This window comes from Mesorhizobium sp. M1329 (assembly GCF_040318035.1).
Lineage (GTDB): Bacteria > Pseudomonadota > Alphaproteobacteria > Rhizobiales > Rhizobiaceae > Mesorhizobium.
On sequence record NZ_JAMYLN010000002.1, the window covers coordinates 302,671 to 328,284 of the forward strand.

The 25,614-nt window shown below is 63.7% G+C and carries 27 protein-coding genes; 17 read left to right on the plus strand and 10 right to left on the minus strand.

Going from position 1 to position 25,614, the window contains the following annotated elements:
• Entirely contained in the window at nt 1–768 is a 768-nt protein-coding gene (locus NKH21_RS03345) for an alpha/beta hydrolase (RefSeq protein ID WP_352863025.1), read from the minus strand.
• A 192-nt stretch (nt 769–960) separates the two neighbouring features.
• Between NKH21_RS03345 and NKH21_RS03350 the strand changes: the two genes are divergently transcribed.
• From NKH21_RS03350 to NKH21_RS03390, 9 genes are all read left to right on the plus strand, one after another.
• Nucleotides 961–1,245 carry a type II toxin-antitoxin system TacA family antitoxin gene (locus tag NKH21_RS03350; protein ID WP_352863026.1) on the plus strand — a complete coding sequence of 95 codons (285 nt, stop codon included), beginning with the start codon at nt 961–963 and terminating at the stop codon, nt 1,243–1,245.
• A 47-nt stretch (nt 1,246–1,292) separates the two neighbouring features.
• Nucleotides 1,293–1,754 (plus strand): GNAT family N-acetyltransferase, encoded by a 462-nt coding sequence (locus NKH21_RS03355; protein ID WP_502903368.1) that lies wholly within the window; start codon nt 1,293–1,295, stop codon nt 1,752–1,754.
• A gap of 175 nt (nt 1,755–1,929) precedes the next feature.
• Nucleotides 1,930–2,466, plus strand: a complete 537-nt coding sequence (gene infC / locus NKH21_RS03360) for a translation initiation factor IF-3 (RefSeq protein ID WP_023677573.1) — start codon at nt 1,930–1,932, stop codon at nt 2,464–2,466.
• 227 nt (nt 2,467–2,693) lie between these two features.
• The gene (locus tag NKH21_RS03365) at nt 2,694–3,335 is read left to right on the plus strand and encodes a methyltransferase family protein (protein ID WP_352663442.1); all 642 of its coding nucleotides are present in this window, start codon (nt 2,694–2,696) and stop codon (nt 3,333–3,335) included.
• A gap of 191 nt (nt 3,336–3,526) precedes the next feature.
• Entirely contained in the window at nt 3,527–3,730 is a 204-nt protein-coding gene (rpmI, locus tag NKH21_RS03370; protein ID WP_006201248.1) for a 50S ribosomal protein L35, read from the plus strand.
• Nucleotides 3,731–3,768: 38 nt separating this feature from the next.
• Nucleotides 3,769–4,170: a 50S ribosomal protein L20 gene (rplT, locus tag NKH21_RS03375; protein ID WP_006201247.1), complete on the plus strand. Its 402-nt coding sequence runs from the start codon at nt 3,769–3,771 to the stop codon at nt 4,168–4,170.
• A gap of 96 nt (nt 4,171–4,266) precedes the next feature.
• The gene (pheS, locus tag NKH21_RS03380) at nt 4,267–5,352 is read left to right on the plus strand and encodes a phenylalanine--tRNA ligase subunit alpha (RefSeq protein ID WP_352663440.1); all 1,086 of its coding nucleotides are present in this window, start codon (nt 4,267–4,269) and stop codon (nt 5,350–5,352) included.
• A 106-nt stretch (nt 5,353–5,458) separates the two neighbouring features.
• Entirely contained in the window at nt 5,459–7,867 is a 2,409-nt protein-coding gene (gene pheT, locus NKH21_RS03385; RefSeq protein ID WP_352863027.1) for a phenylalanine--tRNA ligase subunit beta, read from the plus strand.
• Nucleotides 7,868–7,904: 37 nt separating this feature from the next.
• On the plus strand, nt 7,905–8,507 hold the full coding sequence (locus NKH21_RS03390) for a nucleotidyltransferase family protein (RefSeq protein WP_352663436.1): 603 nt from the start codon (nt 7,905–7,907) through the stop codon (nt 8,505–8,507).
• Nucleotides 8,508–8,741: 234 nt separating this feature from the next.
• Here the strand turns inward: NKH21_RS03390 and NKH21_RS03395 are convergent, their stop codons facing one another.
• Nucleotides 8,742–9,737, minus strand: a complete 996-nt coding sequence (locus NKH21_RS03395; RefSeq protein WP_352863028.1) for an aldo/keto reductase — start codon at nt 9,735–9,737, stop codon at nt 8,742–8,744.
• A 114-nt stretch (nt 9,738–9,851) separates the two neighbouring features.
• Between NKH21_RS03395 and NKH21_RS03400 the strand changes: the two genes are divergently transcribed.
• The 5 genes from NKH21_RS03400 (at nt 9,852) to NKH21_RS03420 (ending at nt 14,970) form a co-directional block, all read left to right on the plus strand.
• Nucleotides 9,852–10,742, plus strand: coding sequence for a LysR family transcriptional regulator (locus NKH21_RS03400; protein ID WP_352863029.1), 891 nt, complete (start codon nt 9,852–9,854; stop codon nt 10,740–10,742).
• Nucleotides 10,743–10,897: 155 nt separating this feature from the next.
• Nucleotides 10,898–11,476 (plus strand): cytochrome b, encoded by a 579-nt coding sequence (locus tag NKH21_RS03405; RefSeq protein WP_352863030.1) that lies wholly within the window; start codon nt 10,898–10,900, stop codon nt 11,474–11,476.
• 68 nt (nt 11,477–11,544) lie between these two features.
• Complete coding sequence (locus tag NKH21_RS03410) at nt 11,545–12,120, plus strand: YceI family protein (RefSeq protein WP_352863031.1); 576 nt, start codon at nt 11,545–11,547, stop codon at nt 12,118–12,120.
• A 145-nt stretch (nt 12,121–12,265) separates the two neighbouring features.
• On the plus strand, nt 12,266–13,252 hold the full coding sequence (locus tag NKH21_RS03415; RefSeq protein ID WP_352863032.1) for a Gfo/Idh/MocA family protein: 987 nt from the start codon (nt 12,266–12,268) through the stop codon (nt 13,250–13,252).
• 59 nt (nt 13,253–13,311) lie between these two features.
• Nucleotides 13,312–14,970, plus strand: coding sequence for an FAD-binding dehydrogenase (locus tag NKH21_RS03420; RefSeq protein WP_352863033.1), 1,659 nt, complete (start codon nt 13,312–13,314; stop codon nt 14,968–14,970).
• A 23-nt stretch (nt 14,971–14,993) separates the two neighbouring features.
• Here NKH21_RS03420 and NKH21_RS03425 read toward each other — a convergent pair whose 3' ends face one another.
• Complete coding sequence (locus NKH21_RS03425) at nt 14,994–15,740, minus strand: GntR family transcriptional regulator (protein ID WP_352863035.1); 747 nt, start codon at nt 15,738–15,740, stop codon at nt 14,994–14,996.
• A gap of 99 nt (nt 15,741–15,839) precedes the next feature.
• Between NKH21_RS03425 and NKH21_RS03430 the strand changes: the two genes are divergently transcribed.
• The 3 genes from NKH21_RS03430 (at nt 15,840) to NKH21_RS03440 (ending at nt 17,707) form a co-directional block, all read left to right on the plus strand.
• Entirely contained in the window at nt 15,840–16,394 is a 555-nt protein-coding gene (locus NKH21_RS03430; protein ID WP_352863037.1) for an autotransporter, read from the plus strand.
• Between the two features lie 161 nt (nt 16,395–16,555).
• Nucleotides 16,556–17,341: a DUF899 domain-containing protein gene (locus NKH21_RS03435; protein WP_352863039.1), complete on the plus strand. Its 786-nt coding sequence runs from the start codon at nt 16,556–16,558 to the stop codon at nt 17,339–17,341.
• Nucleotides 17,342–17,440: 99 nt separating this feature from the next.
• Nucleotides 17,441–17,707 carry a hypothetical protein gene (locus tag NKH21_RS03440; protein WP_352863041.1) on the plus strand — a complete coding sequence of 89 codons (267 nt, stop codon included), beginning with the start codon at nt 17,441–17,443 and terminating at the stop codon, nt 17,705–17,707.
• A gap of 46 nt (nt 17,708–17,753) precedes the next feature.
• Here NKH21_RS03440 and NKH21_RS03445 read toward each other — a convergent pair whose 3' ends face one another.
• From NKH21_RS03445 to bcoG, 7 genes are all read right to left on the minus strand, one after another.
• Nucleotides 17,754–18,695, minus strand: coding sequence for an alpha/beta hydrolase (locus NKH21_RS03445; protein ID WP_352863043.1), 942 nt, complete (start codon nt 18,693–18,695; stop codon nt 17,754–17,756).
• A gap of 219 nt (nt 18,696–18,914) precedes the next feature.
• Nucleotides 18,915–19,697 carry a carnitinyl-CoA dehydratase gene (locus NKH21_RS03450; RefSeq protein ID WP_352863045.1) on the minus strand — a complete coding sequence of 261 codons (783 nt, stop codon included), beginning with the start codon at nt 19,695–19,697 and terminating at the stop codon, nt 18,915–18,917.
• A complete protein-coding gene (locus NKH21_RS03455; RefSeq protein ID WP_352863047.1) occupies nt 19,690–21,768 on the minus strand; it encodes an acetate--CoA ligase family protein in 2,079 nt (692 codons plus the stop codon). The genes NKH21_RS03450 and NKH21_RS03455 overlap by 8 nt, the downstream gene beginning before the upstream one ends.
• Nucleotides 21,769–21,771: 3 nt before the next feature.
• A complete protein-coding gene (locus NKH21_RS03460) occupies nt 21,772–22,935 on the minus strand; it encodes an acyl-CoA dehydrogenase family protein (protein WP_352863049.1) in 1,164 nt (387 codons plus the stop codon).
• Nucleotides 22,936–22,939: 4 nt separating this feature from the next.
• Entirely contained in the window at nt 22,940–24,013 is a 1,074-nt protein-coding gene (locus NKH21_RS03465) for a 3-hydroxyacyl-CoA dehydrogenase NAD-binding domain-containing protein (RefSeq protein ID WP_352863051.1), read from the minus strand.
• Nucleotides 24,010–24,639, minus strand: a complete 630-nt coding sequence (locus tag NKH21_RS03470) for an HD domain-containing protein (RefSeq protein ID WP_352863053.1) — start codon at nt 24,637–24,639, stop codon at nt 24,010–24,012. Before NKH21_RS03470 ends, NKH21_RS03465 begins: the two co-directional genes overlap by 4 nt.
• Nucleotides 24,640–24,667: 28 nt before the next feature.
• Nucleotides 24,668–25,579 carry a 3-dehydrocarnitine:acetyl-CoA trimethylamine transferase BcoG gene (gene bcoG / locus NKH21_RS03475; protein ID WP_352863055.1) on the minus strand — a complete coding sequence of 304 codons (912 nt, stop codon included), beginning with the start codon at nt 25,577–25,579 and terminating at the stop codon, nt 24,668–24,670.
• Between the last annotated feature and the right edge of the window lie 35 nt (nt 25,580–25,614).

Here is a 25,614-nt window from a genome sequence, read left to right on the forward strand (position 1 = left end):
CTATCCCGCCTGCCGCACCATCGCGTCCACCGCCCGCACCAGCATGTCGAGATCCTGCGGCCGCGACAGGCGGTGATCGCCGTCGGGGATGAGCGACAACGTGACGTCGTCGGCCGGCAGCAGGCTGACCAGCTTCAGCGCATGGCTCGACGGCACGTCGGGATCGGCCAGCCCTTGCAGGATGTGGACCGGACAGTGCGTGTCGATCGGCCCGGTCATCACCCGGTTGTTGCGGCCGTCCTCGATCAGTGTGCGGGTGTAGATGTACGGTTCGACGGAATAGTCCGACGGCTCTTCGAAAAAGCCCTTTTTCCTGAGGTCGCGCTTCTGCGCCCCGGTCAGCACCGGCTCCACCAGTTCGAACGTGAAATCAGGCGCCGGCGCCAGCAGCACAAGGCCGGCGACGCTGTTCTCGCCCGCCCTGCACAACTCCTGCACCATGCGCAGCGCGATCCACGCGCCCATCGACGAGCCGACCAGGATTTGCCGGCGCTGGGTGAAGCGGCGGAAAACCGCCATGCTCTCGCCCAGCCATTTCGAGATGGTGCCGTCGGCAAAGGCGCCACTCGATTCGCCGTGGCCGGAATAATCGTGGCGCAGGAAGGCGCGGCCTTCTTTGCGCGTCCATTCCGACAGGGTTTCGGCCTTGGTGCCCAGCATGTCGGATTTGTAGCCGCCAAGCCAGACGATGCCGGGCTCGGCACCTGCCGCATGCCTGACGGCGATGCTCGTCCCGTCGACGTCCAGAAAGATCGGGGTGGTGGTCATGGTGTATTCCCTCACGCCGGTCTTTTGGCACAGCAAGGCATTCAACGAAAAGTGCTCTGCGGTGTCTTTAGCTTGGTGCAACGGCGCTGATTTGCCTTCGCGTTCCCATTCGACACGGCGGTCGCTTGCTTAATGTATTGCGTATCGCGTTACAGAGCCCTATATGTCTTTGACCGTCCAGGAAGCCGCGCAATGTCCGCCCTGTCACCGAGAAAAGAGACGCCCGTATCGATGCGGTTCCGCAACGATGATCTTGCGATCATAGATCGTGGCGCAGACCTCCTCGGCCTTTCGAGAACGGAATTCATGCGACGCGCCGCAATTCAGGAGGCGCAAACCGCCATCCTGAACGAAATCGTCATCCGGCTCTCCCCAGACGCTTTTCGGGACTTCGTGCAGGCGATCAGTGCGACGCCTGCTCCCATTCCACCCAAGGTCGCCGAGCGCCTGCGACGTAAATCTTTCGGGAGCAGCTGAATCGGGTGGCGCTGTCTGGTGTCGAACTCCTCTCGGAAAGACATCGCTTGGAAGGGTTCGAATGCGGCAAGCCCGCACTTGACCATTGGCTGGCGAATTTCGCCCATTCGAATCACACGCGTGGCTTTACTCGCGTCCTTGTGGTTCACGATGCTGGTCAGGTGATCGGCTACTATGGCTTGGCTCCGACTGTGATTGAGCCCAACACCGCTCCACGTGCCATCCGAACGGGGCGCCCGCCGGATCCAATTCCCTGTTTGCTAATCGGCCAGCTTGCCGTAGACCGCCGCCATGTCGGCCGGGGGATAGGCTCGGCGCTTGTGAAGGACGCCTTGCAACGGTGTATCGCCGGCGCGGCAATCGTCGCAGGCCGCGCCGTCATTGTTCGCGCCATTGATGGTGAGGCCGAGACATTCTGGCAAAGCTGGGGATTCATCCCGGCGCGCGACAACCCTTCGGTTCTGATGCGCTCGCTTGACGATATCCGTGCCTGGCTCTCCGGCTACTGACCATCATTCATGCGCAGCCGCGTTTGTTCGCCGCCTTGGTCTTGCTCTTCTCATCGAGCAGGTGATTTCCTGAGAATGCTGTGCTATTGACTCCGACCGCGCGCTCACCACATTGCGCGTTCGCAATTCTGAACTGAAGAACCCCTTAACGAAACGGCTCAAGGAGACCACGACCATTCGCAGACCTTTCAAAGCAGCGGCGCCCACCAAGGAAGGCCCGCGCTCCAACCGTGACATCCGGGTTCCCCGGGTCCAGCTAATCGACGCCGAAGGCCAGAACCGCGGCGATGTCTCCATCAACGACGCATTGCTGCTCGCCGAAGAGGCTGGGCTCGATCTGGTCGAGATATCGCCCAATGCAGTGCCGCCCGTCGTAAAGATCCTCGATCTCGGCAAGCTGAAATACGCCAACCAGAAGAAGGCGGCCGAAGCACGCAAGAACCAGAAGGTCATCGAGATCAAGGAGATCAAGATGCGCCCGAACATCGACAGCCACGACTACGAGACCAAGATGAAGGCCGTCCGGCGCTTTTTCGAGGAAGGCGACAAGGTCAAGCTGACGCTGCGCTTCCGCGGTCGCGAGATGGCGCATATGGAACTCGGCATGCAGCTTCTGAACAAGGTTCGCGAGGAAGTGGCGCCCATCGCCAAGGTCGAAGCCGAACCGAAGCTCGAAGGCCGCCAGATGATGATGGTGCTGGCGCCCCGCTAAAGCGCGTTGCGCTTTAGTTCTGTTTTGTGCATGTCGTTGTCCCAAAACCGCTGCGCACCCTCGGGTCAAGTCCGTGGGGAGGCTTTTTGGGCGACGTGCATAAAATCCGCCTGAATCATGTTGCAAGGCGTCCCGGCGATCGGCGGGGCGCCTGTTTCTTGGCCAGACGCTGCGATCGCCGGCGAGAGCAAAGACGCTCTGGTTCCCTCGACGATCGGATTCCCGACATGGTCAATGACGTCAAGCATTCGGAAGCCAAATACGGGCTGGGCAGCTACCAGCACACGCGCAGGATGGTGCTTGCCGTCGTCGTCGTCGTCCTGTTCGCGATGCTTTTGTTCGGGCAGTCGGTTTTTCCGCCCGATACGCCTGTGCATGAAACGATCGAAATGGTCGGCGTCGTGCTGATCTTTCTCGGCATCGTCGGACGCTTGTGGTCGACGCTCTATATTGGTGGACGCAAATCCTCCGAAGTGGTGACCGGCGGGCCATATTCGATCACCCGCAACCCGCTCTATGTCTTCTCTACTTTAGCTGCCGCCGGTGTCGGCGCACAGATCGGCTCCATCACCGCCACGATCGGCTTTGGAGCGCTCTGCGCGGGTGCCTTTTACATCGTTATCCTGCGCGAGGAGAAATTCCTCAAGGAGGTTCTCGGCGCGCCATACCAGGCCTACCTGGCGAAAGTGCCGCGCTTTTTCCCGAAGCTGGCGCTGTATCAGGAAGGCGACACCGGCGGCTTCAAGCCGCGCCTGCTGCGAACCACGCTGCTGGACGGTCTGGTCTTCCTGGTTGCCTTGCCGGCTTTCGAACTGATCGACGGCGCCCAGCAGTCCGGCATATTGCCGGTGCTGTTCCGTTTCCCCTGAGTCCGGTGTTGCTGAGTACAGTGTTGCTGAGCACGGGGTGTTGCGCGCCAGCCCGCTTTGACGTATAGGACCGCCGTTCCCAAAAAACCGCCCGGCAGGGCATGCCGTGGCGGTTTCATTTGCTTTTCGGGCTTTGGTCGGCCTGAAGCGAACAAAAAGCGCATTGGTGCGCATATAAACGGAGTAGCAAAATGCCCAAGATGAAGACCAAATCGGCCGCCAAGAAGCGGTTCAAGATCACAGGTACGGGTAAAGTTCTGTCGGCTGCGGCCGGCAAGCGTCACGGCATGATCAAGCGCTCCAACAAGTTCATTCGAAATGCCCGCGGCACGATGGTTCTGGCTGAACCGGATGGCAAGAAGGTCATCAAGAATTTTCTGCCGAACGGCCTCTAGGGCATTCGGTCTGGACAGCGTTTTAAGGAGATCATGACATGGCACGCGTAAAGAGAGGCGTCACCTCGCACGCCAAGCACAAGAAGGTCCTGAAAGCCGCCAAGGGTTTTTACGGCCGTCGCAAGAACACCATCCGCATCGCCAAGCAGGCGGTGGAAAAGTCGCTGCAGTACGCCTATCGCGACCGCAAGAACCGCAAGCGTTCGTTCCGCGCGCTGTGGATCCAGCGCATCAATGCGGCGACGCATGAGCATGGCCTGACCTATGGCCGTTTCATCGACGGTCTCAACAAGGCCGGCATCGAGATCGATCGCAAGATCCTGTCGGATATGGCCATCCACGAGCCGCAGGCATTCGCCGCACTCGTGGCCAAGGCCAAGGTCGCGCTCGAATATCTCAAGAATACCACGCCGAATGCTTTTGAAAGCGCTGTCGCTTAAGACCAGCGCTTCCCAAGCTATTCGACACTTGATTTGGGAAACCCGCGCTGGCAGGGCTGGCGCGGGTTTTTCTTTGCTTCCAATCGGATCTGGAACATGAGTGACATGGAAACTCTCGAAAATTCCCTGATGGCCGAGATCGCCTCGGCCGCCGACGAGCAGGCGATCGAGGCGGTGCGTGTCTCGGCCCTTGGCAAGAAGGGCTCGGTTTCCGAGATGCTGAAGACACTCGGCTCGATGAGCGCCGAGGAGCGCCAGGTCAAAGGCCCGGCAATCAACGGCCTCAAGAACCGCGTTACCGAGGCGCTTTCGGCGCGCCGTGCCGAGCTGAAAGATGTGGCGATCACGGCACGGCTTGCCGCCGAGAAGGTCGACGTCAGCTTGCCGGTCAGGCAATCGCCGGCCGAGCGCGGCCGCATCCATCCGATCAGCCAGGTTATCGACGAGATCGCGGCGATTTTCGGCGATCTCGGCTTTGCCATTGCCGAAGGTCCCGACATCGAGACCGACTATTACAATTTCACCTCGCTGAACTTCCCGGAAGGCCACCCGGCGCGCGAGATGCACGATACCTTCTTCTTCCAGCCGGACGCGCAGGGCGAACGCAAGCTTTTGCGCACCCACACCTCGCCGGTGCAGATCCGCACCATGGAGATGCAGAAGCCGCCGATCCGCATCGTTATTCCTGGCAAGACCTACCGGCAGGATTCCGATGCCACCCACTCACCGATGTTCCATCAGGTCGAGGGGTTGGTGATCGACAAATCGGCTAATGTCGCCAACATGAAGTGGGTGCTGGAGGAGTTCTGCAAGGCCTTCTTCGAGGTGCCGAGCGTCAAGATGCGCTTCCGGCCGTCCTTCTTCCCGTTCACGGAGCCCAGCCTCGAGGTCGACATCCAGTGCGACCGTTCGCGGCCCGGCGAGGTGCGCTTCGGCGAGGGCTCGGACTGGATGGAGATCCTCGGCTGCGGCATGGTCCACCCCAATGTGCTCCGTTACGGCGGCCTCGATCCCGACGAATACCAGGGCTTTGCCTGGGGCATGGGCATCGACCGCATTGCCATGCTGAAATACGGCATGCCGGATCTGCGCGCCTTCTTCGACGCGGATGTGCGCTGGCTGTCGCATTACGGATTTAGGCCGCTCGACATGCCGACGCTGTTCGGGGGCTTGAGCGCGTGACGAGCTGGCCGCAGCAAATCCGCGGGCAGCTCGCCTTCCTGCACATGTCCGACGCGCGGCCGCATAGCTTCAAGTGCAGCGTGCCCAGACCAGACGGAACACAGTCATGAAACTTACCCTCTCCTGGCTCAAGGATCATCTCGAGACCGACGCCTCGCTGGCGGAAATCGTCGAGCGTCTCACCTCGATCGGCCTCGAGGTCGAGCATGTCGACGACCGGGCGAGCCTGGCCCCCTTCGTCATCGCCAAGGTGCTGACGGCGGTCCAGCATCCCGACGCCGACCGGCTGCGCGTGCTGACCGTCGACACAGGCGACGGCAAGCCGCCTGTGCAGGTTGTGTGTGGAGCGCCGAACGCCCGCGCCGGCCTGATCGGCGCCTTTGCAGCACCGGGCACCTATATTCCCGGCATCGACGTGACGCTGACCGTCGGCAAGATCCGCGGCGTTGAAAGCCACGGCATGATGTGCTCCGAGCGCGAGCTCGAGCTGTCCGAAGAGCATGACGGCATCATCGACCTGCCGGCCGATGCGCCGGTCGGCACCAGTTTCGCCGCCTATGCCCATCTCGACGACCCGCTGATCGAGATCAATCTTACGCCGAACCGGCCGGATGCCACCAGTGTCCATGGCATCGCCCGCGATCTGGCGGCGAGCGGGCTCGGCACGCTGAAGAGCGCGCCGATAGAGCCGATCTCCGGCAAGGGCGAGACGCCGATAAAGGTGACGATCGAAGCGCCGGAGCTCTGTCCCGGCTTTGCGCTGCGCCTGGTGCGCGGCGTCAAGAACGGCCCGTCGCCGAAATGGCTGCAGCAACGGCTTCTCGCCATCGGCTTGAGGCCGATCAGCGCGCTCGTCGACATCACCAATTACGTCACCTTCGACCGCGGCCGGCCGCTGCATGTTTTTGACGCTGCGAAGGTCACCGGCAATCTCACCGTGCGCCGGGCGCGAGACGGCGAAAAGGTGCTGGCGCTCGACGGCCGCGAATACACGCTGACGCCGGAGATGTGCGTGATCGCCGACCAGGACGGCATCGAATCGATCGCCGGTATTATGGGCGGCGAGCATTCCGGCTGCGACGAGAACACCACCGACGTGCTGATCGAGTCGGCGCTTTGGGACCCGATCGCCACCGCCCGGACCGGCCGCACGCTCGGCATCATCACCGATGCACGCTATCGGTTCGAGCGCGGCGTCGACCCGGAAATGATGGTTCCCGGCCTGGAGCTGGCGACGAAGCTGGTGCTCGATTTCTGCGGTGGCACGCCGACGCAAACCGAAGTCGTCGGCTATACCGGCCATCGGCCGAAGATCGTCTCGTTCCCATTGTCGGAAGTGAAGCGGCTGACCGGTATCGAAGTGCCGCACTCGACGAGCCTCGACATTCTAGCCCGCCTCGGCTTCAAGCCGGAGGGCGCCGGCGATGTCGTCAATGTGGCAGTCCCGTCCTGGCGGCCGGATGTCGACGGCAAGGCCGACCTGGTCGAGGAGGTCATGCGCATCCACGGCGTCGACAATATCGCGCCGCAGCCGCTCGGCAGCCACGACGCGGTCAACGCCAAGATCCTGACCGTGCTGCAGATCCGCACCCGTGCCGCCAAGCGGGCACTTGCCGTGCGCGGCATGATGGAGGCCGTCACCTGGTCGTTCATTCCGGCAAAACACGCCGAATTGTTCGGCGGCGGCCAGCAGGCGCTGAAGCTTGCCAACCCGATCGCCGCCGACATGTCGGACATGCGGCCGTCGCTGCTGCCGGGGCTGATCGCGGCAGCGCAACGCAATGCCGACAAGGGCATCGGTGATGTCGCGCTGTTCGAAGTGTCGGGCACTTACGAGGGCGACGGCGCCGACCAGCAGCGACGTGTTGCCGCCGGCGTGCGGCGCGGCACCGCCAAGCTCGAGGGCTTCGGCCGCCATTGGGCCGGCAACGCCGGCGCCGTCGGCGTGTTCGATGCCAAGGCCGATGCGATCGCCGCACTCGAAGCCTGCGGCGCGCCCGTCGAGCGGCTGCAGATCGAGGCCGGCGGCCCGGCCTGGTATCATCCCGGCCGCTCCGGCACGATCAAGCTTGGGCCGAAGGTCGTGCTCGGCACCTTCGGCGAATTCCACCCGAAGACGCTGGAAGGGCTGGACGTCTCCGGCCCGCTCTGCGGCTTCGAAGTATTCATCGATGCGGTGCCCGAGCCGAAGGCCAAGCCGACTCGGACAAAGCCGAGACTGGATCTGTCCGCCTTCCAGGCGGTCAAGCGCGACTTCGCCTTCGTCGTCGACAAGGCGGTCGAAGCCGGCACACTCGTTCGCGCCGCCCTTGCCGCCGACCGAAAGCTGATTTCCGGCGTCTCGGTGTTCGACGTCTTCGAAGGTGCCGCACTTGGGGCGGCGAAGAAATCGATCGCCATCGAGGTGTCGATCCAGCCGGTCGAAAAGACGCTGACCGACGAGGATTTCGAGGCGCTGGCCAAGCGCATCGTCGAGAATGTCGGCAAGCAGACCGGCGGTGTGCTGCGCGGCTGAGCTTGCGGACACATGGCGAATCGCCCTCCAAAGGGCGATGAACCATTTGCGCTATTCGGGGCTGCCCTTTGAGGAACAGCGTGCAGCCTTTCTCGATATCGTCTCAACCGATCCGCTGGTCGGCGAGACGCTGAAGCGGGCACGGGAGCTAGGCCTACCCGAGTGGCTGGTCGTGTCCGGCGCGCTCTACAACAGCGTCTGGAATTATCTGACCGGAAACCCGTCGGGGTACGGCATCCGGGATGTCGACCTGTTTTATTTCGATGAGAGCGATCTGTCATATGAAGCCGAGGACACAGTCATCCGCCGTGCGGCGGAGCATTTCGAAGGGCTGAAGCTGCCGGTCGAGGTGCGCAATCAGGCGCGGGTGCATCTGTGGTTTGAGGCGCGCTTTGGCGGTTCCTATCCCAGGCTGTCGTCGTCCGCCGAGGCGCTTTTCTATTTCGCGTCGAAAACCCATGCGGTCGGCGTTAGATTCGGCACAGATGGGCAACTCGCGCTCGTGGCGCCGTTCGGGCTCGACGACATCTTCTCGTTTCGCATTACCCCGAACCGGGCACTGGACAATCGGCAGACGCACGAGACGAAGGGCGCTCGCGCAAGGGAGAACTGGCCGGAGATCAGTGTCGTGCCCTGGTAGAATGTCGGCGCGAGGCACCCCCCTCTGCCCTGCCGGGCATCTCCCCCTCAAGGGGGGAGATCGGATGTCGCCTCTGCTTTCGCTAATCACCGGCGCCGGAAGGGCGGGCAGCGCGCTGGAACTGCCAATCTCCCCCCTTGAGGGGGAGATGTCCGGCAGGACAGAGGGGGGTGCCTCGCGTCGAGGTCTAGTCAAAAAGGGTGCCGAAACGCCCCGTTTCGACTACTGTGCCGTTCACCCGTTGACCAACGCCAACAGCTCTTCGGTGTAGCGCTTGCCGACCACCTTCTCCGGCGACAGGGCGTCGCCAATAGATGCCACTTCGGCCTGGCTCAGCACGATATCGGCTGCCGCCGTATTCTGCTCCAGATGGCGGATTTTTCGCGCACCAGGGATCGGCACAATGAAGTCGCCCTGATGCAGCACCCAGGCGAGCGCCAGCTGCGCCGGCGTCACGCCCTTCTCGGCGGCCATCTTTTCCAGCACGGCGACGACCGCCGCATTGGCCGCCATGGCGTCGGCCTGGAAGCGCGGCAACCCGCGGCGCCAGTCGTCGGCGCCGAGAACATCGGGCTTGGCGATTGTGCCGGTCAGCAGACCGCGGCCAAGCGGGCTATAGGGGACAAAGCCGATGCCGAGCTCGCGGCAGACGGCAAACACTTCTTCTTCCGGATCGCGGGTCCACAGCGAATATTCGCTCTGCACGGCGGCGATCGGATGCACCGCATGCGCCCGGCGGATGGTCGCCGCACTCGCCTCCGACAGGCCGAGCGCCCGCACCTTGCCCTCGCGCACCAGCTCGGCCATGGCGCCGACCGTATCCTCGATCGGCACGTTGGGGTCGACGCGGTGCTGGTAGTAGAGGTCGATCACTTCGGTATCCAGCCGCTTCAGCGACGCTTCGGCAACCGCCTTGACATGTTCGGGGCGGCTGTCGACGCCGGCCATGCGCTCCATGCCGCTGCCTTCTTCGAGGATCTTGAAGCCGAATTTGGTTGCGATCGTCACCTTGTCACGCACCGGCTTCAGCGCCTTGCCGACCAGGATCTCGTTCTCGTAGGGGCCATAGACTTCGGCCGTGTCGAAGAAATTGACGCCGATCTCGACGGCGTGGCGCAGCGTGGCGATCGCGTCTGCCTCCGGCTGGCCGCCATAGGCAAAGCTCATCCCCATGCAGCCGAGGCCGACCGGGTAGACGTCGAGTTCATTGCCAAGCTTGCGGGTTTGCATCACCTGTCTCCTTGTTGTGATGGTTGTGATGGTTGTGATGCCGCAGAGATAGCCTCTTGCGCTGCGTTCGATAATCGGCTCTCATCTGCACGGGCTGTTCCAAGAAATAGATCAATGAAGCGAACCCATCTTTCACAGCTCGCTGTGCTGGCAACTGTCGCCCAATGCGGCAGTTTTCGCGGTGCCGCCAAGGAGCTGGCAATCGCGCCATCCGCGGTCAGCCATGCCGTTTCCAGCCTCGAAGCCCGCCTCGGCGTCCGTCTTCTGGCGCGCAGCACGCGCAGCGTCGCCCCGACCGAGGAAGGCGCGCAGCTGCTCGAGCGTCTCAGGCCGGCGCTGTCGGAGATCGACCTGGCGCTGGAATCGGCGATCGAGGCGCGCGACCGGCCGGCCGGCAATCTGAGGCTCAACGTGCCGCGCACCGCGGCCCATCTGACGCTGACGCCTCGACCCGGCGCCTTTGCCGCGGCCTATCCGGACATCGTGCTGGAGATCGTCATCGAGGACCGCTTCACCAATGTCGTCGAAGGCGGCTTCGACGCCGGCGTGCGGCTGGGCGAGAGCCTGCAGCGCGACATGATCGCGGTGCGTATCGGGCCGAATCTCCGCGGCGCCGTGGTCGGCGCGCCATCCTATTTCGAGACCAGGCCCAGGCCGATCCATCCGCACGACCTTGCCGGCCACCGCTGCATCCGTTTCCGCTTCTCCAGCGGCATTCTCTACCGCTGGGAATTCGAGAAAAACGGCGAAGAGATCGAGATAGCGGTGCAAGGGCCGCTGATCCTCGACGAGGACCATCTGATTGCCAACGCCGCGGTTGACGGCGCCGGGCTCGCCTTCGTGTTCGAGGACTATGTCCGCGACGCGCTCGCCACCGGGAAGCTCGTTCGCGTGCTGGAGGACTGGTGCCCGCCCTTCGACGGCTTCTTCGTCTATTACCCCAGCCGCCGCCAGATGCGGCCGGCACTCAGGGCCTTTGTCGATTTCTTCGGGGTGAGTACATAGGGGCACCGTCGGAACAGCGGCGGGCAATCTCTTCAGGCTGAATGCTCATCTCACGGCCGTTGCGGCGCCGGCGCCGGCAATTATTCGTCTCCAAACACAAGTGGAACCGCCTTTCTGGCCTGGAAGAAACCAGACCTGGCATTCGTTCACCGACCATGTCTACACTGCCCAAAAACCAAACGGCCGGCTACGGCTGGACGGCGATCATCCTTCACTGGCTGATCGCGGCGCTCTTTATCGGCCAGTTCGTGCTCGGCTTCGTCATGGTGCGGCTGTCCAGCCAGCGCACCGCCTTCGAGCTGATCCAGCTGCATAAATCCTTCGGCTTTCTGCTGCTTGGGCTGGTCATCCTGCGCATCGCCTGGCGCCTAGGCAGACCGGCCCCGCCGCTGCCGCGCTCGGTCGGGCCGTTCGAGCGCCGGATGGCGCCGCTGGTCCATCTCGCGCTTTATGCGTTTCAGCTCGCTCTGCCGCTGTCCGGCTGGGCGCTGGTCTCGGTCTCGGTGCTGGAGATCCCGAGCGTGCCGTTCAATCTGTTCGTCATGCCCAATCTGCCGCTTGGCGAATCGGACACGGCAGAAAGCTTCTGGGCAGCGACGCACTGGTATCTCGCCTATGCCGGCATCGGACTTGTCGCTTTGCATCTCGCCGCAGCGCTGCGCCACCATTTCTGGCTGAGGGATACCGTGCTGACGCGCATGATCACGGCTTCGTCAGATCGCGACACGGAATAGAGCGGACGGCTCATTCGTTGATGGGGCGAGGACGCAAGAAAGCGTTGCCTACCAAGAGGACCATTTCCATGTACGCGCGCATCTTCGGATTTGCGGCCGCCGCCGCTTGTTTTGCCATGCCTGTTTTCGCCGCCGTTGCCCTCGGCGACGCGGCCGGCAGCTACACCATCAGCCCGGGGAGTTCCAGCATCCACTTCTCGATCGGCAAGCTCGGCGGCGGCGGGCTCGACGGTGCTTTCTCCCGCTTCAAGGGCAGTATCCTCATCGACAACAGCGATGTCGGCCGGTCCCAGGTCAATTTCACCATCTTCCCCGAAAGCGTCGGTACCGGCCAAAGTCGCATCGACGCCTTTCTTCGCTCGGACGCGGTTTTCGACGCAGCCAACAATCCGGAGATCCAGTTCCGTTCGACCAGCGTCAAACGCACCGGCGACACGTCGGCCCTTGTCACCGGCCGGCTGACGGCGCGCGGCAAGACGTTTCAGGAAAAGTTCACGGCCGAGCTTGGCGGCCTCAAGGCGGGCACGATAAAATTCCACGTCACCGGCAAGGTGCTGCGGTCACGCTACGGCATGGATGTCGGCACGCCGATCTATTCCAACGTCGTCGACTTCGACATGACGCTGACGGGTAGAAGGGGATAGTCTTTGCGGAACTCAGGTTCCGCGAGGGCAGCGCCGACATCCGACAAGCCGCAGACGATCGCCCTGTTCGCCGCCACGCTCCCGCATTGGCTTTTCTCCTGAATTAGGGCAAACCTCCAGGCCTGCAATCGAGAGGAGAAATCTGATGTTCCGATGGGGTGTTTTGTCGACGGCCAAGATCGGCCGCGAGCAGCTTTTGCCGGCAATCGGCGAGGCGGAGAACGGCGTGCTGTCGGCGATTGCCAGCCGTGATCTGTCGAAAGCCCGGGCGCTGGGCGAACGCTTCGGTGCGCGCCACGCTTTCGGCTCCTATGAGGAACTGCTCGCCTCCAGCGACATCGACGGCGTCTACATTCCGCTGCCGACCTCGCAGCATGTCGAATGGACGGCCAAGGCGATCGAGGCCGGCAAGCATGTTCTGGTCGAAAAGCCACTGGCGCTCGATGCCAGGGACATTCCGCCGCTGATCAAGCTGCGCGATGCCAGGAAGGTGCTGGTCTGCGAAGCCTTCATGGTCGTCTATCATCCGCAATGGATCAAGGTGCGCGAGCTGATCGCCAACGGCGCCATCGGCCGGCTGCGCCATGTCCAGGGCGCGTTCTCCTATTACAATGTCGACCCCAACAACATGCGCAACAAGCTCGATCTCGGCGGCGGCGCGCTGCCCGACATCGGTGTCTACCCGACGGTGTCGACGCGCTTTTCGACAGGCAAGGAGCCGCTGCGCGTCCAGGCGACGATCGAGCGCGACAAGACATTCGGCACCGACATCTATTCCTCGATCCGTGCCGATTTCGGCGATTTCGAGCTGTCCTTCTACCTGTCGACGCAGATGGCGGCACGCCAGGTGATGGTCTTCCACGGCGAGAAGGGCTTCATCGAGGTGTTCTCGCCGTTCAACGCCGGGCTCTACGACCATCACCGCGTCGAGCTGCACAACCAGAACCACAGCGGGGCGCAGGTGTTCCGCTTTCCCGGCACGCAACAGTACCGGCTCGAGGTCGAGGCCTTCGCACGGGCGGCGCAGGGCGGCAAGGATCGCGTCTTCACCCTGGAAGAATCGGTGCTCAACCAGAAGATCATCGATGCCATCTTCCGCGCCGGCGAGAAGGAAGGCTGGGAGGCAGTCTAGGCCGGCCATGATCCCAAAAAGTGGGGGACCGGTTTTTGGACGAGATCATGGTCAAATAGATGCCCGACGACGCGGATGTGATCATTGTCGGCGCCGGCATTGCCGGCCTTGTCGCGGCGGCCGAACTGACTGCGGCCGGCAAGAAGACCATCATCGTCGAGCAGGAGCCGGAACAGTCGCTTGGCGGTCAGGCATTCTGGTCGCTCGGCGGCATCTTCCTCGTCGATTCGCCCGAACAGCGGCGTATGCGCATCCGCGATTCGTATGAGCTGGCGCTCGAGGACTGGCTGGGCACCGCAGCCTTCGATCGCACGGAAGATCTCTGGCCGCGCCGCTGGGCCGAGGCCTATGTCGGCTTCGCCGCCGGCGAGAAGCGCTCCTGGCTCATGCAGCGCGGCCTTAAATTCTTTCCGGTAGTCGGCTGGGCCGAACGCGGCGGCGGCAATGCCGTCGGCCACGGCAATTCGGTTCCGCGCTTCCATGTCACCTGGGGCACCGGCCCCGGCGTCCTCGAGCCGTTCGTGCAGCGCGTGCGCGAGGCCGAGAAGCGCGGATTGATCCGGTTCAAATTCCGTCACCGGGTCAACGAATTGACCCGGACGGGCGGCGTCGTCGACGGCGTGCGCGGCGACCTATTGGCGGCGAGCGATTCCGAGCGCGGCCGCAAGAGCTCGCGCGAGATCACCGGCGATTTCGAGCTGAAGGCGCAGGCCGTCATCGTCGCCTCCGGCGGCATCGGCGCCGATCACCAGCTGGTCCGGGAGAATTGGCCGCAGCGGCTGGGTGCGCCGCCGAAACGCATGATCACCGGCGTTCCCGACCATGTCGACGGCCGCATGCTGGCGATCGCCGAGGCTGCCGGCGGCAGGCTCATCAACCGCGACCGCATGTGGCACTATGTCGAGGGCGTCAGGAACTGGGCACCGATCTGGACCGATCATGCGATCCGCATCCTGCCCGGCCCGTCATCGCTGTGGCTCGATGCGCGCGGCAAGCGCCTGCCGGTGCCGCTTTATCCCGGCTTCGACACGTTGGCCACGCTCAGCCACATCATGAGCACCGGCTTCGATCATTCCTGGTTCATCCTGACCAAAAAGATCATCCGGAAGGAGTTCGCGCTGTCGGGCTCCGAGCAGAACCCGGATTTGACGGGGAAGAGCTGGCGCCAGGTGCTTGGCCGTGCCACCAGCGGCGTGCCCGGGCCGGTCAAGGCGTTCATGGAGAAGGGCGAGGATTTCATCGTCGAGCCCGAACTGCCGGCGCTGGTCGCCCGCATGAACGCAATGGCCGGCGGCGAGCCGCTGCTCGAATTGCGCCAAGTCGAGCGCGAAATCCGCGCCCGCGACCGGCAGCTCGACAATCCGTTCTCCAAGGACATGCAGATTACTGAGCTGCGCGGCGCGCGAGCCTATCTCGGCGACCGGCTGATCCGCACCGCAAGGCCGCACAAGCTGCTCGACCCCGCCAATGGCCCGTTGATCGCCGTCAGGCTCAGCATCCTGACCCGCAAGACGCTCGGCGGGCTTGAGACGGACCTCGACAGCCGCGTGCTGGGCCCCGGCGGCCAACCGGTCGAGGGGTTGTACGCGGCGGGCGAAGCCGCCGGTTTCGGCGGCGGCGGCATGCACGGCTATGCAGCGCTCGAAGGTACGTTTCTCGGCGGCTGCATCTTTTCCGGCCGCAGTGCGGGACGGGCAGCGGCGCGAGCGGTGGGGTGAAACAAAGTCGACCGCAACGCGCTTTAGGCGAAGGGCTGCAAATTGACGTCCTGAAGCTTGGAGCCGGCAAGCAAAGCCTCGAGCACCTGCTTTTTGAGAAACAGGCACTGCGAACGGGCAAGTTTGACGATGCCGGAAACGTCGCCTGCTTCGCAGGCAAGAACCAGTTCCTTTTGCTGGGCGATGATCAACTGGGTGAAATCGCGCGACTTGAACCCGAGGTGGAGAACCCGCGCCGACTGGTCGAGTATCTGGTCCAGCAGATGCGCCAGCCGTAGATTTCCCGAGAGCTCCGCAAAGGCCAGACGAAAGGCACGATCGGCCGCAAGGAAGGCGATGTGGCTGCGCAGCGTCTCCGGTTTCAGCACCTTTTTCGCTGCCAGCCCGATGTCCTCGAGCCCGCGCTCGGTCATGTTCGATGCTGCCACCCTGAACACTTCCGGCTCGATCAAGCCGCGGACATCGAAGATCTCGTTGACGTCCCGCAGGCTGAGCGTCGCAACGACGTAGCCACGGCGCGGCTCGCTCCTGACCAGACCTTCCTGCATCAGGCGGGCCAACGCCGCGCGGATGGTCGCCTTTTTGATCTGGTATCGATCGCCGATCTGTTTCTCGGTCAGCGCTTCACCGGGGCGCAGCACGCAGGCAATGATGTCGTTCCTCAGCTGCTCATATGCCTGTTCCCTGCGAAGGACGTCGGCGGCTGACAGTGCTGTCGCCTCGACCGTGGCCGGCCTTGCCGGTTCGGCGGTCAACTTCGTCGTTTTCATATTCTGTCCGTCTGGCTGTCCCGTTGACGCTGGCATCGGCATTCGCTAGCCTGAGCATCTCAGATTGATAATCTGATCATCTCAGGGAGGATAACTGATATGCCTTTGCCCGCCAACTCGCCTCTCTACGCCGTTGCCGACGATATCGTCAATGCCGCGAAGGGGCCAGATCCCCTCGAAGCGGTAAGGACGGTCCTGGGCGACTACACCAACCGTTTTCACGCATCGGGAACACTCGCTCACGAAGAAGAAGACGACGAGGTTCTTCTGCATGCGAGCCCGAACCTGACGATCTATCACATCACGCTGTCGCCCGGCCTGCAGTACCCGCCCCACAACCACCTGATGGATGCCTTGATCGGCATCTACAAGGGAAGCGAGACGAACTTCATCTATCCCGTTGCCGGCAGCGAACTCGATGTTCCCGAAAGGCAGGACATCGCAGCGCCTGCCGTGGTGCACATGGCGTCAAATACCGTGCATGCGGTTGCGAATACCGGCAGCGCGCGATCAGGTGCGCTGCATGTCTACCTCGGCGATCTCACACGAACCCACCGGCAGCTGTGGAGCCCGGATAGCAACCAGGCCGAACCGTTTGACAATGACCGCTATCTGGCCGGCGCTCGGCCCATTCAGCAGTCCGGGCGGGAATGAGCGCAGGGCGTCGCGGGCGGCGAAATTGGCCGTGATCAGCGAACCCGTCGGAATCGCGTCACACTTGTCACTCTCGCCAATCCGCTATCGCCCCTATCCTATCTCACGACCAAGCAAGACGTCGCGCCGATGCGGCGACAAACCAGCAAGGGAGATGCACAATGACGGCACATCAGAATGGCACAGGCGAGCAGACGACGCGGCTCGCGATGAAGACACCACCGGTCGTTTCGCCCGACGCGTGGGAAGCCGCGCGCCAGCAGCTGCTCGTGAAGGAGAAGGCCGTGACCCGGGCTCGCGACGCCTTGGCCGCCGAGCGCCGGCGGATGCCGTGGATGGCGGTGGAGAAGACCTATACGTTCGAAGGGCCCGACGGAAAGGTGAGCCTGCTCGACCTGTTCGAGGACCGCCGTCAGCTGATCGTCTACCGCGCCTTCTTCGAGCCCGGCGTATTCGGCTGGCCCGATCACGCTTGCCGCGGCTGCTCGCTGGGGGCGGACCAGGTTGGCAACCTCGCCCATCTGAACGCCCGCGACACCACGCTTGCCTACGCCTCGCGCGCACCGCAGGCCGACATTGCGCGGCTGAAGGCGCGGATGGACTGGAAGATGCCCTGGTACACCATCACCGACAGCTTCGATGCCGACTTCGGCGTTGACGAGTGGCACGGCCATAACGTGTTCATCCGCGACGATGATCGCGTGTTCCGCACCTACTTCATCAACAACCGCGGCGACGAGGCGATGGGGACCGTATGGAGCTATCTCGACCTGTCGCCGCTCGGCCGGCAGGAGGTTTGGGAAGATTCGCCCGAGGGCTATCCGCAGACGCCGACGTACAAGTGGTGGAACTGGCACGACAATTACGGCGCCGAAGCCGTTCCCGACAAAAAGTGGGTCGAGGTGTCGGACGCCGGAGAGGCGGCGTTCCGGAACCGCACTGAATAGAACGTCTTTAGCGTCGCGGAAATACGGCTAGGACAAACGGAGGAGCGGGATGCACGGTTCAATTCGACCGCATCCCGCTCACTACCAGGGACGACGGACATGAGCGAGATTCATGCAGGCGGATCCGCCGGCGATCCGAGCCCGGCCGGCCATGGCGTAGCCGATTGGCTGTCCTTTGCGGCCGCGCCGACCTTCGCAACCATGGCGCTGCTGACGCTTCTCGGCGGCGCGCCGGATATGATGTGCTCGACCGGGCAAGAGGTGTCACCGCTGGGCGGCATGGTCCCGATGTACCTGCTGATGAGCGGCTTTCATTTAGGACCTTGGCTGAAGCAGGTTTCCGGCCGGCGACGCCGCCGCAAATAGAGCTGTACCGGCCGACAAAGGCCCGTTCTGGTCGGGAAGGCATCCCTCACCAGATCCACTCGCCCCTTCCCAAAACCGCTACCGCATCGACAATCCGGGTAAAGCTCGAGCGGGCGCGGCCGACAGTGTGTCTGGCGCGCAAATAGCCATGCACCAGTCCCGGCTCCTCGAACCACCAGGCCCGCCCGCCTGCAGCAACGATGCAGTCGCGATAGGCTTCGCCGTCCGACGACAGCGGGTCGCATTCGGCGGTGATCACGACGGTAGGTGGCAGATTGGCAAAGTCGGCGTCGGCGAGCGGCGACAAGGTGAGATCGCCGGTCCGGTCCTCGCCACCGGTCCTGATGTCCTTGTAGAAAACGAGGTCGCGCACGTTAAGCATCGGCGCTTCCGCGTGGGTGACGTAGGAGCCTGTGGAGCTGTCGCCGCCAAGGCCGGGATAGACCAGCATCTGGCCGATCGGCTTGCGCGCATGGCCGCGCGTCGCGTGGCTGACGGACGCGGTGAGATTACCGCCGGCACTGTCGCCGCACAGCAGGATAGGCCGTTCGTAAGTGGTCGACGCCCATTCGAAGGCGCAGATGGCATCGTCGAAGGCGGCCGGATGAAGGTGTTCCGGCGCCAGCCGGTAGTCGACCGAAACCACTTCGTAGCCAGTGCGGCTGCAAAGCTCGGCGCAGAGGTCGTCATGGCTGTCGAGCCCGCCGAGCATAAAACCGCCGCCATGGAAATAAAGCACCATCGCCGCCGTTTCCGGCGCCGGGGCGCGGTAGATGCGAATTGGAACCCGATGCCATGGCGTGGCAATGGCGGTGGTTTCCGCCGTGACGCCTTGGGGATAGCCGGCAAAGAACTCGCGGCACATCCGGTTATAGATCTCGCGCTGCTCGGCGATGGTGTAGTCGATCGTATCGGGCGGATAATAGGAGTTGGTCCGCTCGATGAAAGCCCAGGTCTCGGCGTCAATGAGGGTTTTGTAGTCGGTCATGGGCGCTGAATGGGCTGCCAAGGTTGAGCCTGGACACCCCCCTCTGTCCTGCCGGACATCTCCCCCGCAAGGGGGGAGATTGGTAGCTTTGCCGACGGCGTACGTCTTGCAACATCGGCGATTGGCGAAAGCGAGGGCGACATCCAATCTCCCCCCTTGCGGGGGAGATGGCCGGCAGGCCAGAGGGGGGTGCGACGGAACGCCATCATCTCGGCAGTGTCATTTCCCCTTCCACACCGGATCGCGTTTTTCGGCAAAGGCGCGAAAACCCTCGAGATTGTCCTCCGAGCCGTAGAGTGCGTCAACCGTCGGCAGTTGCCGGCGCGTCACCCGGTTCATGGCGTCCTGGAAGGTCAGCGATTCTGCGACCCGCGCCGTTTCCTTGATCGCGGCGAAGACCAGCGGCGGGCCGCTGGCGAGCAGCCGGGCGATCTCCCAGACGCGGTCCTCCAGCCTGTCCTTGGGCAGCACCTCGTTGACCAGGCCCCAGCGATGCGCCTCGGCGACGTCCATCCAGCGGCCGGTGAGCAAAAGGTCCATGGCGACATGATAGGGGATGCGCTTCGGCAGCTTGATCGTCGCCGCATCGGCTAGCGTGCCGGCGCGGATTTCGGGCAGGGCGAAGGAGGAGTGATCCGACGCATAGATGAGGTCGCAGGACAGCGCCAGCTCGAAGCCGCCGCCGACAGCCATGCCGTTGACGCAGGCGATCACCGGCTTGTTGAGATCGCGCAGTTCCTGCAAGCCGCCGAAGCCGCCGACGCCATAGTCGCCGTCGACCGCGTCGCCACCGGCCGCGGCCTTCAGGTCCCAGCCGGCGCAGAAGAACTTGTCGCCGGCGGTCTTGACGATAGCGACGCGCAGGTCGGGATCGTCGCGGAACGTCTTGAACGTCTCGCCCATCAGCCGCGACGTCTTCAGGTCGATGGCGTTGGCCTTAGGCCGGTCGAGCGTCACTTCGAGGATCGTGCCCTCGCGGCGGGTGGTGATGATTTCAGCCATTCTTCTTGTCTCCAAGCACCAGCAGCGCATCGGCGATCCAGGCGCCCTTGCCCTCGGTGCAGACGATCAGCGGATTGATGTCGAGCTCCTCGATTTCGCCCGCGTTTTGCTGCACGAAAGCGGCAATGCCCGATATCGCATCGATTGCCGCCGCGACATCGGCCTTCGGCCGACCGCGATAACCGTCGAGCAGCGGGAACAATTTCAGCCCGCGCAAAGCGGCCTCAATATCGTCGCGGGTCGCCGGCAGCATCAGCGTGACGCTGTCGCGCAACAGCTCGACCAGCACGCCGCCGGTGCCGAGCGTCATCACCGCGCCGAACATCGGGTCGCGGGTGAAGCCGACCAGCAGCTCGGCGACGCCGTCGCGCACCATGCGCTCGACATAAAGGCCGGTGCCGAGCGGGCCGAGATCATGGGCGGCGGTGCTGACGGATTCGGCATCCCTGAGGTTGAGCCGGACCGCATCGAGCTCGGATTTGTGGATGACGCCAAGGGCCTTCAGCGCCACCGGGAAGCCGAGCGCCATCGAGGAGATGACAGCTTCGACCGCATTGCCGGCGCGCTCGCCCTTCGGCACGGAAAGCCCGGCCTCGATGAGCCGCGCTTTCGCCTCCGCCTCGTCCGGCGTGACATGGTCGCCGGCCGGCGCGCCGGCCGCCGAGGTGTCGATCGGCTGCGCCTGCGGCTCGCGCCAGGCCCAGCCGATGAAGGCCGCCGCCTGGGCGGCGTCCATGGCTTCGGAGATGCCGAACAGCGGCACCATGCCCCGCGCCATCAGGCCGGCCGTGTATTCCTCGGGCAGGTTCTCCGGCAGCGAGGAGACGATCGCGCCTTGCGCGCTATTGGTCTTCAGTGCCGCTTCGAAGGCGCGCAGCGTCGCCCACCAGTCGGTGTCCGAACAGCGGTCGGGGCGCGGGAAATCGAGCACCAGCATGTTGAGGTCGAAGCCGCCCGACACCATGGCGGTAAAGGTGGCGGTCATCGCCGGCTCGTTGTTCCAGATGAAGGTGTGATAGTCGAGCGGGTTGGCCACTGCGACCAGCGGCCCGAGCGTCGATTTGACATGCGCGCGGTGCTCGGCGGTGAATGGCGGAAACATCACCCAGCGGCCTTCGGCGCTGTCGGCCATCACCGACGCCTCACCGCCCGAACAGCTCATCGACGACAGCCGGTAGCCGGGCAGGGGACCGGTGACGTGCAGCAGCTTCAGCGCTTCGATGAAGGCCGGGATGGAATCGATGCGGGCGATGCCGAGCCGCTTCAGAAAGGCGCCGGACGCCGCGTCCGAGCCGGCCAGCGACGCGGTATGGGAAACGGTCGCCTGCCGCGCCTGCTCGGAGCGGCCAACCTTCATGGCGATGACAGGCTTCTTCAGTTCGCGCGCCCGCGCCGCCAGCCTTTCGAAGCCGGCTACCGAATCGAAGGCCTCGATATGCAGGCCGAGCGCGGTGACGCGGTCGTCCTCGATCAGGCCGAGCGCCATTTCCGAAAGCCCGGTCTGCGCCTGGTTGCCGGCGGTCATCAGAAAGGCGATCGGCAGGCCGCGTTTCTGCATCGTCATGTTGATGGCGATGTTCGACGACTGGGTGATGATGGCGACGCCGTGACCGCCTTCTGGCAGCCTGATGCCGCCATGCTGGTCGGGCCACAAAAGCGCGCCGTCGGCATAATTAATCAGCCCGTAGCAGTTCGGCCCGATGATCGGCATTTGGCCCGCCGCCGCGACCAGCTCGGCCTGCAGCCGCTCGCCGTCCTCGTCATAGGCCTCGGTTTCGAGGAAGCCGGCGGCGAAGCAGACCGCACCGCCGGCGCCGCGCTCGGCCAGCGCCTTGACCACTTCGATGGTCAAATGCCGGTTGACGCCGATGAAAGCGGCATCCGGCGCACCGGGCAATTCGGCCACCGAGCGATAGGCCTTGCGGCCGGCGACCTCGGCCTTGGTCGGATGCACCGGCCAGATCTCGCCGGCAAAGCCCATCTTGATCGACTGCGCGACGACGGCGGCGGCCTGCGCGCCACCGAAGACGGCGATTGTCCGCGGGCGCAAAAGGCGCTCAAGTTTGTGCATAGTTCAGCCCCCCAACGGGCGCAGCAGCGCCCGCGAGATGATGTGGCGCTGGATTTCCGAGGTGCCCTCCCAGATGCGCTCGACGCGGGCGTCGCGCCAGATGCGTTCCAGCGGCAAATCGTCCATCAGCCCCATGCCGCCATGGATCTGGATCGCCTCGTCGGCGACGAAGGCAAGCATTTCGGTGGCCTTCAGCTTGGCCATGGCCATGTCCTGGTCGGTGACGGTGCCCTGATCGTACTTCCAGCCGGCTTCGAACACCATCAGGTCGGCGGCCTTCAGCTCGGTCGCCATGTCGGCGAGCTTGAACGACACGCCCTGGAACTTGCCGATCGGCTGGCCGAACTGCTGGCGCTGCGCGGCGTATTCGATGGCGTGGCCAAGCGCCCGCTCGGCGCGGCCGAGGCAGGTGGCGCCGACCTGCAGGCGCGTTGCGCCGAGCCATGAATTGGCAACATCGAAGCCCTTGTGGACCTCGCCCAGAACCTGAGTGGCCGGCAACCGGCAATCGTCGAATTCGAGGATGGCATTGGTATAGCCACGATGCGAGACGTTGCGGTAGCCGTCGCGCACGCTGAAACCCTTGGTGCCCTTGTCGACGAAGAAGGCGGTGATCTTCTTGCGTTTGCCACGCGAAGATTCTTCCTCCCCCGAGGCCATGAAGACGATGGCGAAATCGGCAATGTCGGCGTGGCTTATGAAATGCTTGGTGCCGTTCAGCACCCAGTCGTCGCCGTCTTGCACGGCGGTTGCCTTCATGCCGCGCAAATCGGAACCGGCGCCTGGCTCGGTCATTGCCAGGCAATCCCACTTCTCGCCGCGAATGCAGGGAAACAGATATTTTTCGCGCTGCTCCGGCGTGCCGGCGAGAAGGATGTTCGAAGGCCGCGCAACGCAAGTCCAATGCAGCGCGTAGTTGGCGCGGCCGAGCTCCTTCTCGTAAAGGAGCCAGGTCACCGTATCGAGCCCGGCGCCGCCGACATCGGCCGGCATGTTGGCGGCATAGAGGCCGGCTTCGATCGCCTTGGCCTTGATCTCCTCGATCAGCTCGCGGCGCAGCACGCCGGTACGCTCGACCTCGCGCTCATGCGGGTAAAGCTCGTTCTCGACGAATGCCCGCGTCGTCTCGACGATGAGCTTCTGCTCCTCCGAAAGACCAAAATCCATGGTCTCAGCCTTTCTTCTTTTTCTTCGGCTTTTCAGCCTTGGCCTTTTCGGCCGCCTTGGAGGCAACGGGCTTCTTCGCCGCAAGTTTGGCCAGCTGCCTGGTGTAGTCCTTATGCAGGGCGCCGGCACCCCAGCCTTTGCCTTTGTTCTGCTTCGACAGTGCCTCCATGATGGCGACCAGATTGTCGTCGCGGATCTTTTCGAGCTCGCGGATCGACAGACCGTGCGCCTGGTCGTCCGACTGGGTCGCGATCAGCTCGACCAGCTCGTCGTTGAACTCCGGCACATCCATCAGCTTGGTCCACGGCCATTTCAGGCACGGGCCGAACTGCGCCATGAAGTGGCGCATGCCGGCCTCGCCGCCGGCGACGCGATAGACCTGGAACATGCCCATCTGCGCCCAGCGCAGGCCGAAGCCATAGCGCATGATGTCGTCAAGCTCCTCGACCGTGCAGATTCCGTCCTTGACCAGCCACAGCGCCTCGCGCCAGGCCGCTTCGAGCAGGCGGTCGCCGACGAAGGCCTCGATCTCCTTGCGGATCACCACCGGTTTCATGCCGATCGAGGCATACATCTCCTTGGCGACTTCGATCGCCTCGGGAAAGGTCTGTTCGCCGCCGACGATTTCGACCAGCGGCAGGAGATAGACGGGGTTGAACGGATGGCCGACGACCAACCGTTCCGGGTGCTTCTTCATCGCCACCTGCATGTCGGTCGGCTTGATGCCGGAAGTGGAGGAGCCGACAATGGAGTTGGCCGGCGCATAGAGGTCGATCTCGGCCAGCACGCGGTGCTTGAGGTCGAGCCGCTCCGGCACGCTTTCCTGGATGAAGTCGGCATCGGCCACCGCCTCGGCGATCGTCTTGGCGAAGGTGAGCTTGCCCTCTTTCGGCAGGCCGCCGGGCAGCATCTGCTTGTAGGCGCGTCGCGCTCCCTTCATCACCTCGCCGACCTTGCGTGACGCCTCGGGGTCGGGATCGAAGATCGATACCTCGATGCCGTTGAGCAGCAGCCGCGCCACCCAGCCGGCGCCGATGACGCCGCCGCCGATGGCGGCCGCCTTGTTGATGATGCTCATGCGGAGGCTCCGGTTCTTGTGCTGGCTGTTGCGGGGTCGGTGAGGGCGACACGCTCGCCGGCACGGATCACGGACGCGTCATAGGCCTTGCGCGCGAACACTTCGAGCACGAAGGGCCGGAAGAAATCGATCGGCAATGTCTCGTAGTCGGGATCGAAGCTCGACTGGTCCCAGCGTTCGCAAAACTCATCGCAATCATCGAAGTAGATGTGCCCGGCGAAACGGTCGCGGGCGTGCGGATTGCCGCCGAGGTGATGGGCGTAATAGAGACGCTGGAAGTCGCCGTGCTTCTCCACCACCCAGGTGCATTGCTCGCGCACAAAAGGCTTCAGGATCGACGCCCCATACTCGTCGTGATTATAGGGTGCATAGATGTCGCCGATATCGTGCAGCAGCGCGCAGGCAATCCAGTCGGTGTCGGCGCCGTCGCGCCATGCCCGTGTTGCCGCCTGCAGCGAATGGCCGAGCCGGGTGATCTTGTAGCCCGACAGCCCTTCGTCGAGCTGGACCAGCGCGTCGAGCAACCGCTCGCCGGTCTTTGCCGCATAGTCGATCTCGTGCTCGGTGAGGAAGGCGTAATCCTCGCGGTCGCCGTCCTTCATGGCGGTGAATTTCACGGTCTTCATCGGCGGCTCCTCCCAACCGATTCCCTGTTCAAAGCGGTGCGTGCTTCGTCAGGTTCAGCTTCTTGCGGACTTCGTCCGGGCCGATGACCCTGGCGCCCATATTCGACACGATGCTGACCGCCCGCTCGACTAGCTGAGCATTGGTCGCCAGCACGCCCTTGTCGAGCCAGAGATTATCCTCCAACCCGACGCGGACATTGCCGCCGGCTAGCACCGCGGCCGCGACATAGGCCATCTGGTTGCGGCCGATGGCAAAGGCCGACCAGTTCCAGGTTGGCGGCACATTGTTGACCATCGCCATGAAAGTGTTGAGGTCGTCCGGCGCTCCCCACGGCACGCCCATGCACAATTGCACCAGCGCGTCCGGCTTCAGCACTTCTTCCTCGACCAATTGCTTGGCGAACCACAGATGCCCGGTGTCGAAGGCCTCGATCTCCGGCTTGACGCCGAGCGCCGTCATCATGCCGCCCATGGCGCGCAGCATGCCGGGCGTGTTGGTCATGACATAGTCGGCCTCGGCGAAATTCATGGTGCCGCAGTCGAGCGTGCAGATTTCCGGCAGGCACTGGCGCACATGCTCCATGCGGTTGCTGGCACCGCCCATATCCGTGCCTTTTTCGTTCAGCGGCAGCGGCTTTTCCGGCGGGCCGAACACCATGTCGCCGCCCATGCCGGCGGTCAGGTTCAAAACGACATCGACGTCCGCCGCGCGGATGCGCTCGGTTACTTCGCGATAGAGATGCACGTCGCGCCTAGGCTTGCCGGTCTCGGGATCGCGCACATGGCAGTGGACGATCGCAGCCCCTACCTTTGCTGCCTCGATGGCCGAATCGGCGATCTGCTTGGGCGAACGCGGCAGATGCGGGCTGCGGTCCTGCGAACTGCCGGACCCGGTTACGGCACAGGTAATGAAGACCTCACGGTTCATCGCAAGCGGCATCGGACTCTCTCCCAATAGAACGTAGGGCAAGAATG

Coding starts and splice junctions, on each gene's coding strand:
- NKH21_RS03405 (WP_352863030.1), top strand. CDS start 10,898: ATGTCTACACTGCCCAAAAACCAAACGGCCGGCTACGGCTGGACGGCG.
- NKH21_RS03390 (WP_352663436.1), top strand. CDS start 7,905: ATGAACCATTTGCGCTATTCGGGGCTGCCCTTTGAGGAACAGCGTGCA.
- NKH21_RS03430 (WP_352863037.1), top strand. CDS start 15,840: ATGCCTTTGCCCGCCAACTCGCCTCTCTACGCCGTTGCCGACGATATC.
- rplT (WP_006201247.1), top strand. CDS start 3,769: ATGGCACGCGTAAAGAGAGGCGTCACCTCGCACGCCAAGCACAAGAAG.
- NKH21_RS03420 (WP_352863033.1), top strand. CDS start 13,312: ATGCCCGACGACGCGGATGTGATCATTGTCGGCGCCGGCATTGCCGGC.
- NKH21_RS03395 (WP_352863028.1), bottom strand. CDS start 9,737: ATGCAAACCCGCAAGCTTGGCAATGAACTCGACGTCTACCCGGTCGGC.
- NKH21_RS03465 (WP_352863051.1), bottom strand. CDS start 24,013: ATGAGCATCATCAACAAGGCGGCCGCCATCGGCGGCGGCGTCATCGGC.
- NKH21_RS03345 (WP_352863025.1), bottom strand. CDS start 768: ATGACCACCACCCCGATCTTTCTGGACGTCGACGGGACGAGCATCGCC.
- NKH21_RS03400 (WP_352863029.1), top strand. CDS start 9,852: ATGAAGCGAACCCATCTTTCACAGCTCGCTGTGCTGGCAACTGTCGCC.
- NKH21_RS03415 (WP_352863032.1), top strand. CDS start 12,266: ATGTTCCGATGGGGTGTTTTGTCGACGGCCAAGATCGGCCGCGAGCAG.
- NKH21_RS03455 (WP_352863047.1), bottom strand. CDS start 21,768: ATGCACAAACTTGAGCGCCTTTTGCGCCCGCGGACAATCGCCGTCTTC.
- NKH21_RS03440 (WP_352863041.1), top strand. CDS start 17,441: ATGAGCGAGATTCATGCAGGCGGATCCGCCGGCGATCCGAGCCCGGCC.
- NKH21_RS03350 (WP_352863026.1), top strand. CDS start 961: ATGTCCGCCCTGTCACCGAGAAAAGAGACGCCCGTATCGATGCGGTTC.
- NKH21_RS03445 (WP_352863043.1), bottom strand. CDS start 18,695: ATGACCGACTACAAAACCCTCATTGACGCCGAGACCTGGGCTTTCATC.
- NKH21_RS03450 (WP_352863045.1), bottom strand. CDS start 19,697: ATGGCTGAAATCATCACCACCCGCCGCGAGGGCACGATCCTCGAAGTG.
- NKH21_RS03470 (WP_352863053.1), bottom strand. CDS start 24,639: ATGAAGACCGTGAAATTCACCGCCATGAAGGACGGCGACCGCGAGGAT.
- rpmI (WP_006201248.1), top strand. CDS start 3,527: ATGCCCAAGATGAAGACCAAATCGGCCGCCAAGAAGCGGTTCAAGATC.
- NKH21_RS03425 (WP_352863035.1), bottom strand. CDS start 15,740: ATGAAAACGACGAAGTTGACCGCCGAACCGGCAAGGCCGGCCACGGTC.
- NKH21_RS03435 (WP_352863039.1), top strand. CDS start 16,556: ATGACGGCACATCAGAATGGCACAGGCGAGCAGACGACGCGGCTCGCG.
- NKH21_RS03365 (WP_352663442.1), top strand. CDS start 2,694: ATGGTCAATGACGTCAAGCATTCGGAAGCCAAATACGGGCTGGGCAGC.
- NKH21_RS03410 (WP_352863031.1), top strand. CDS start 11,545: ATGTACGCGCGCATCTTCGGATTTGCGGCCGCCGCCGCTTGTTTTGCC.
- pheS (WP_352663440.1), top strand. CDS start 4,267: ATGAGTGACATGGAAACTCTCGAAAATTCCCTGATGGCCGAGATCGCC.
- NKH21_RS03460 (WP_352863049.1), bottom strand. CDS start 22,935: ATGGATTTTGGTCTTTCGGAGGAGCAGAAGCTCATCGTCGAGACGACG.
- bcoG (WP_352863055.1), bottom strand. CDS start 25,579: ATGCCGCTTGCGATGAACCGTGAGGTCTTCATTACCTGTGCCGTAACC.
- pheT (WP_352863027.1), top strand. CDS start 5,459: ATGAAACTTACCCTCTCCTGGCTCAAGGATCATCTCGAGACCGACGCC.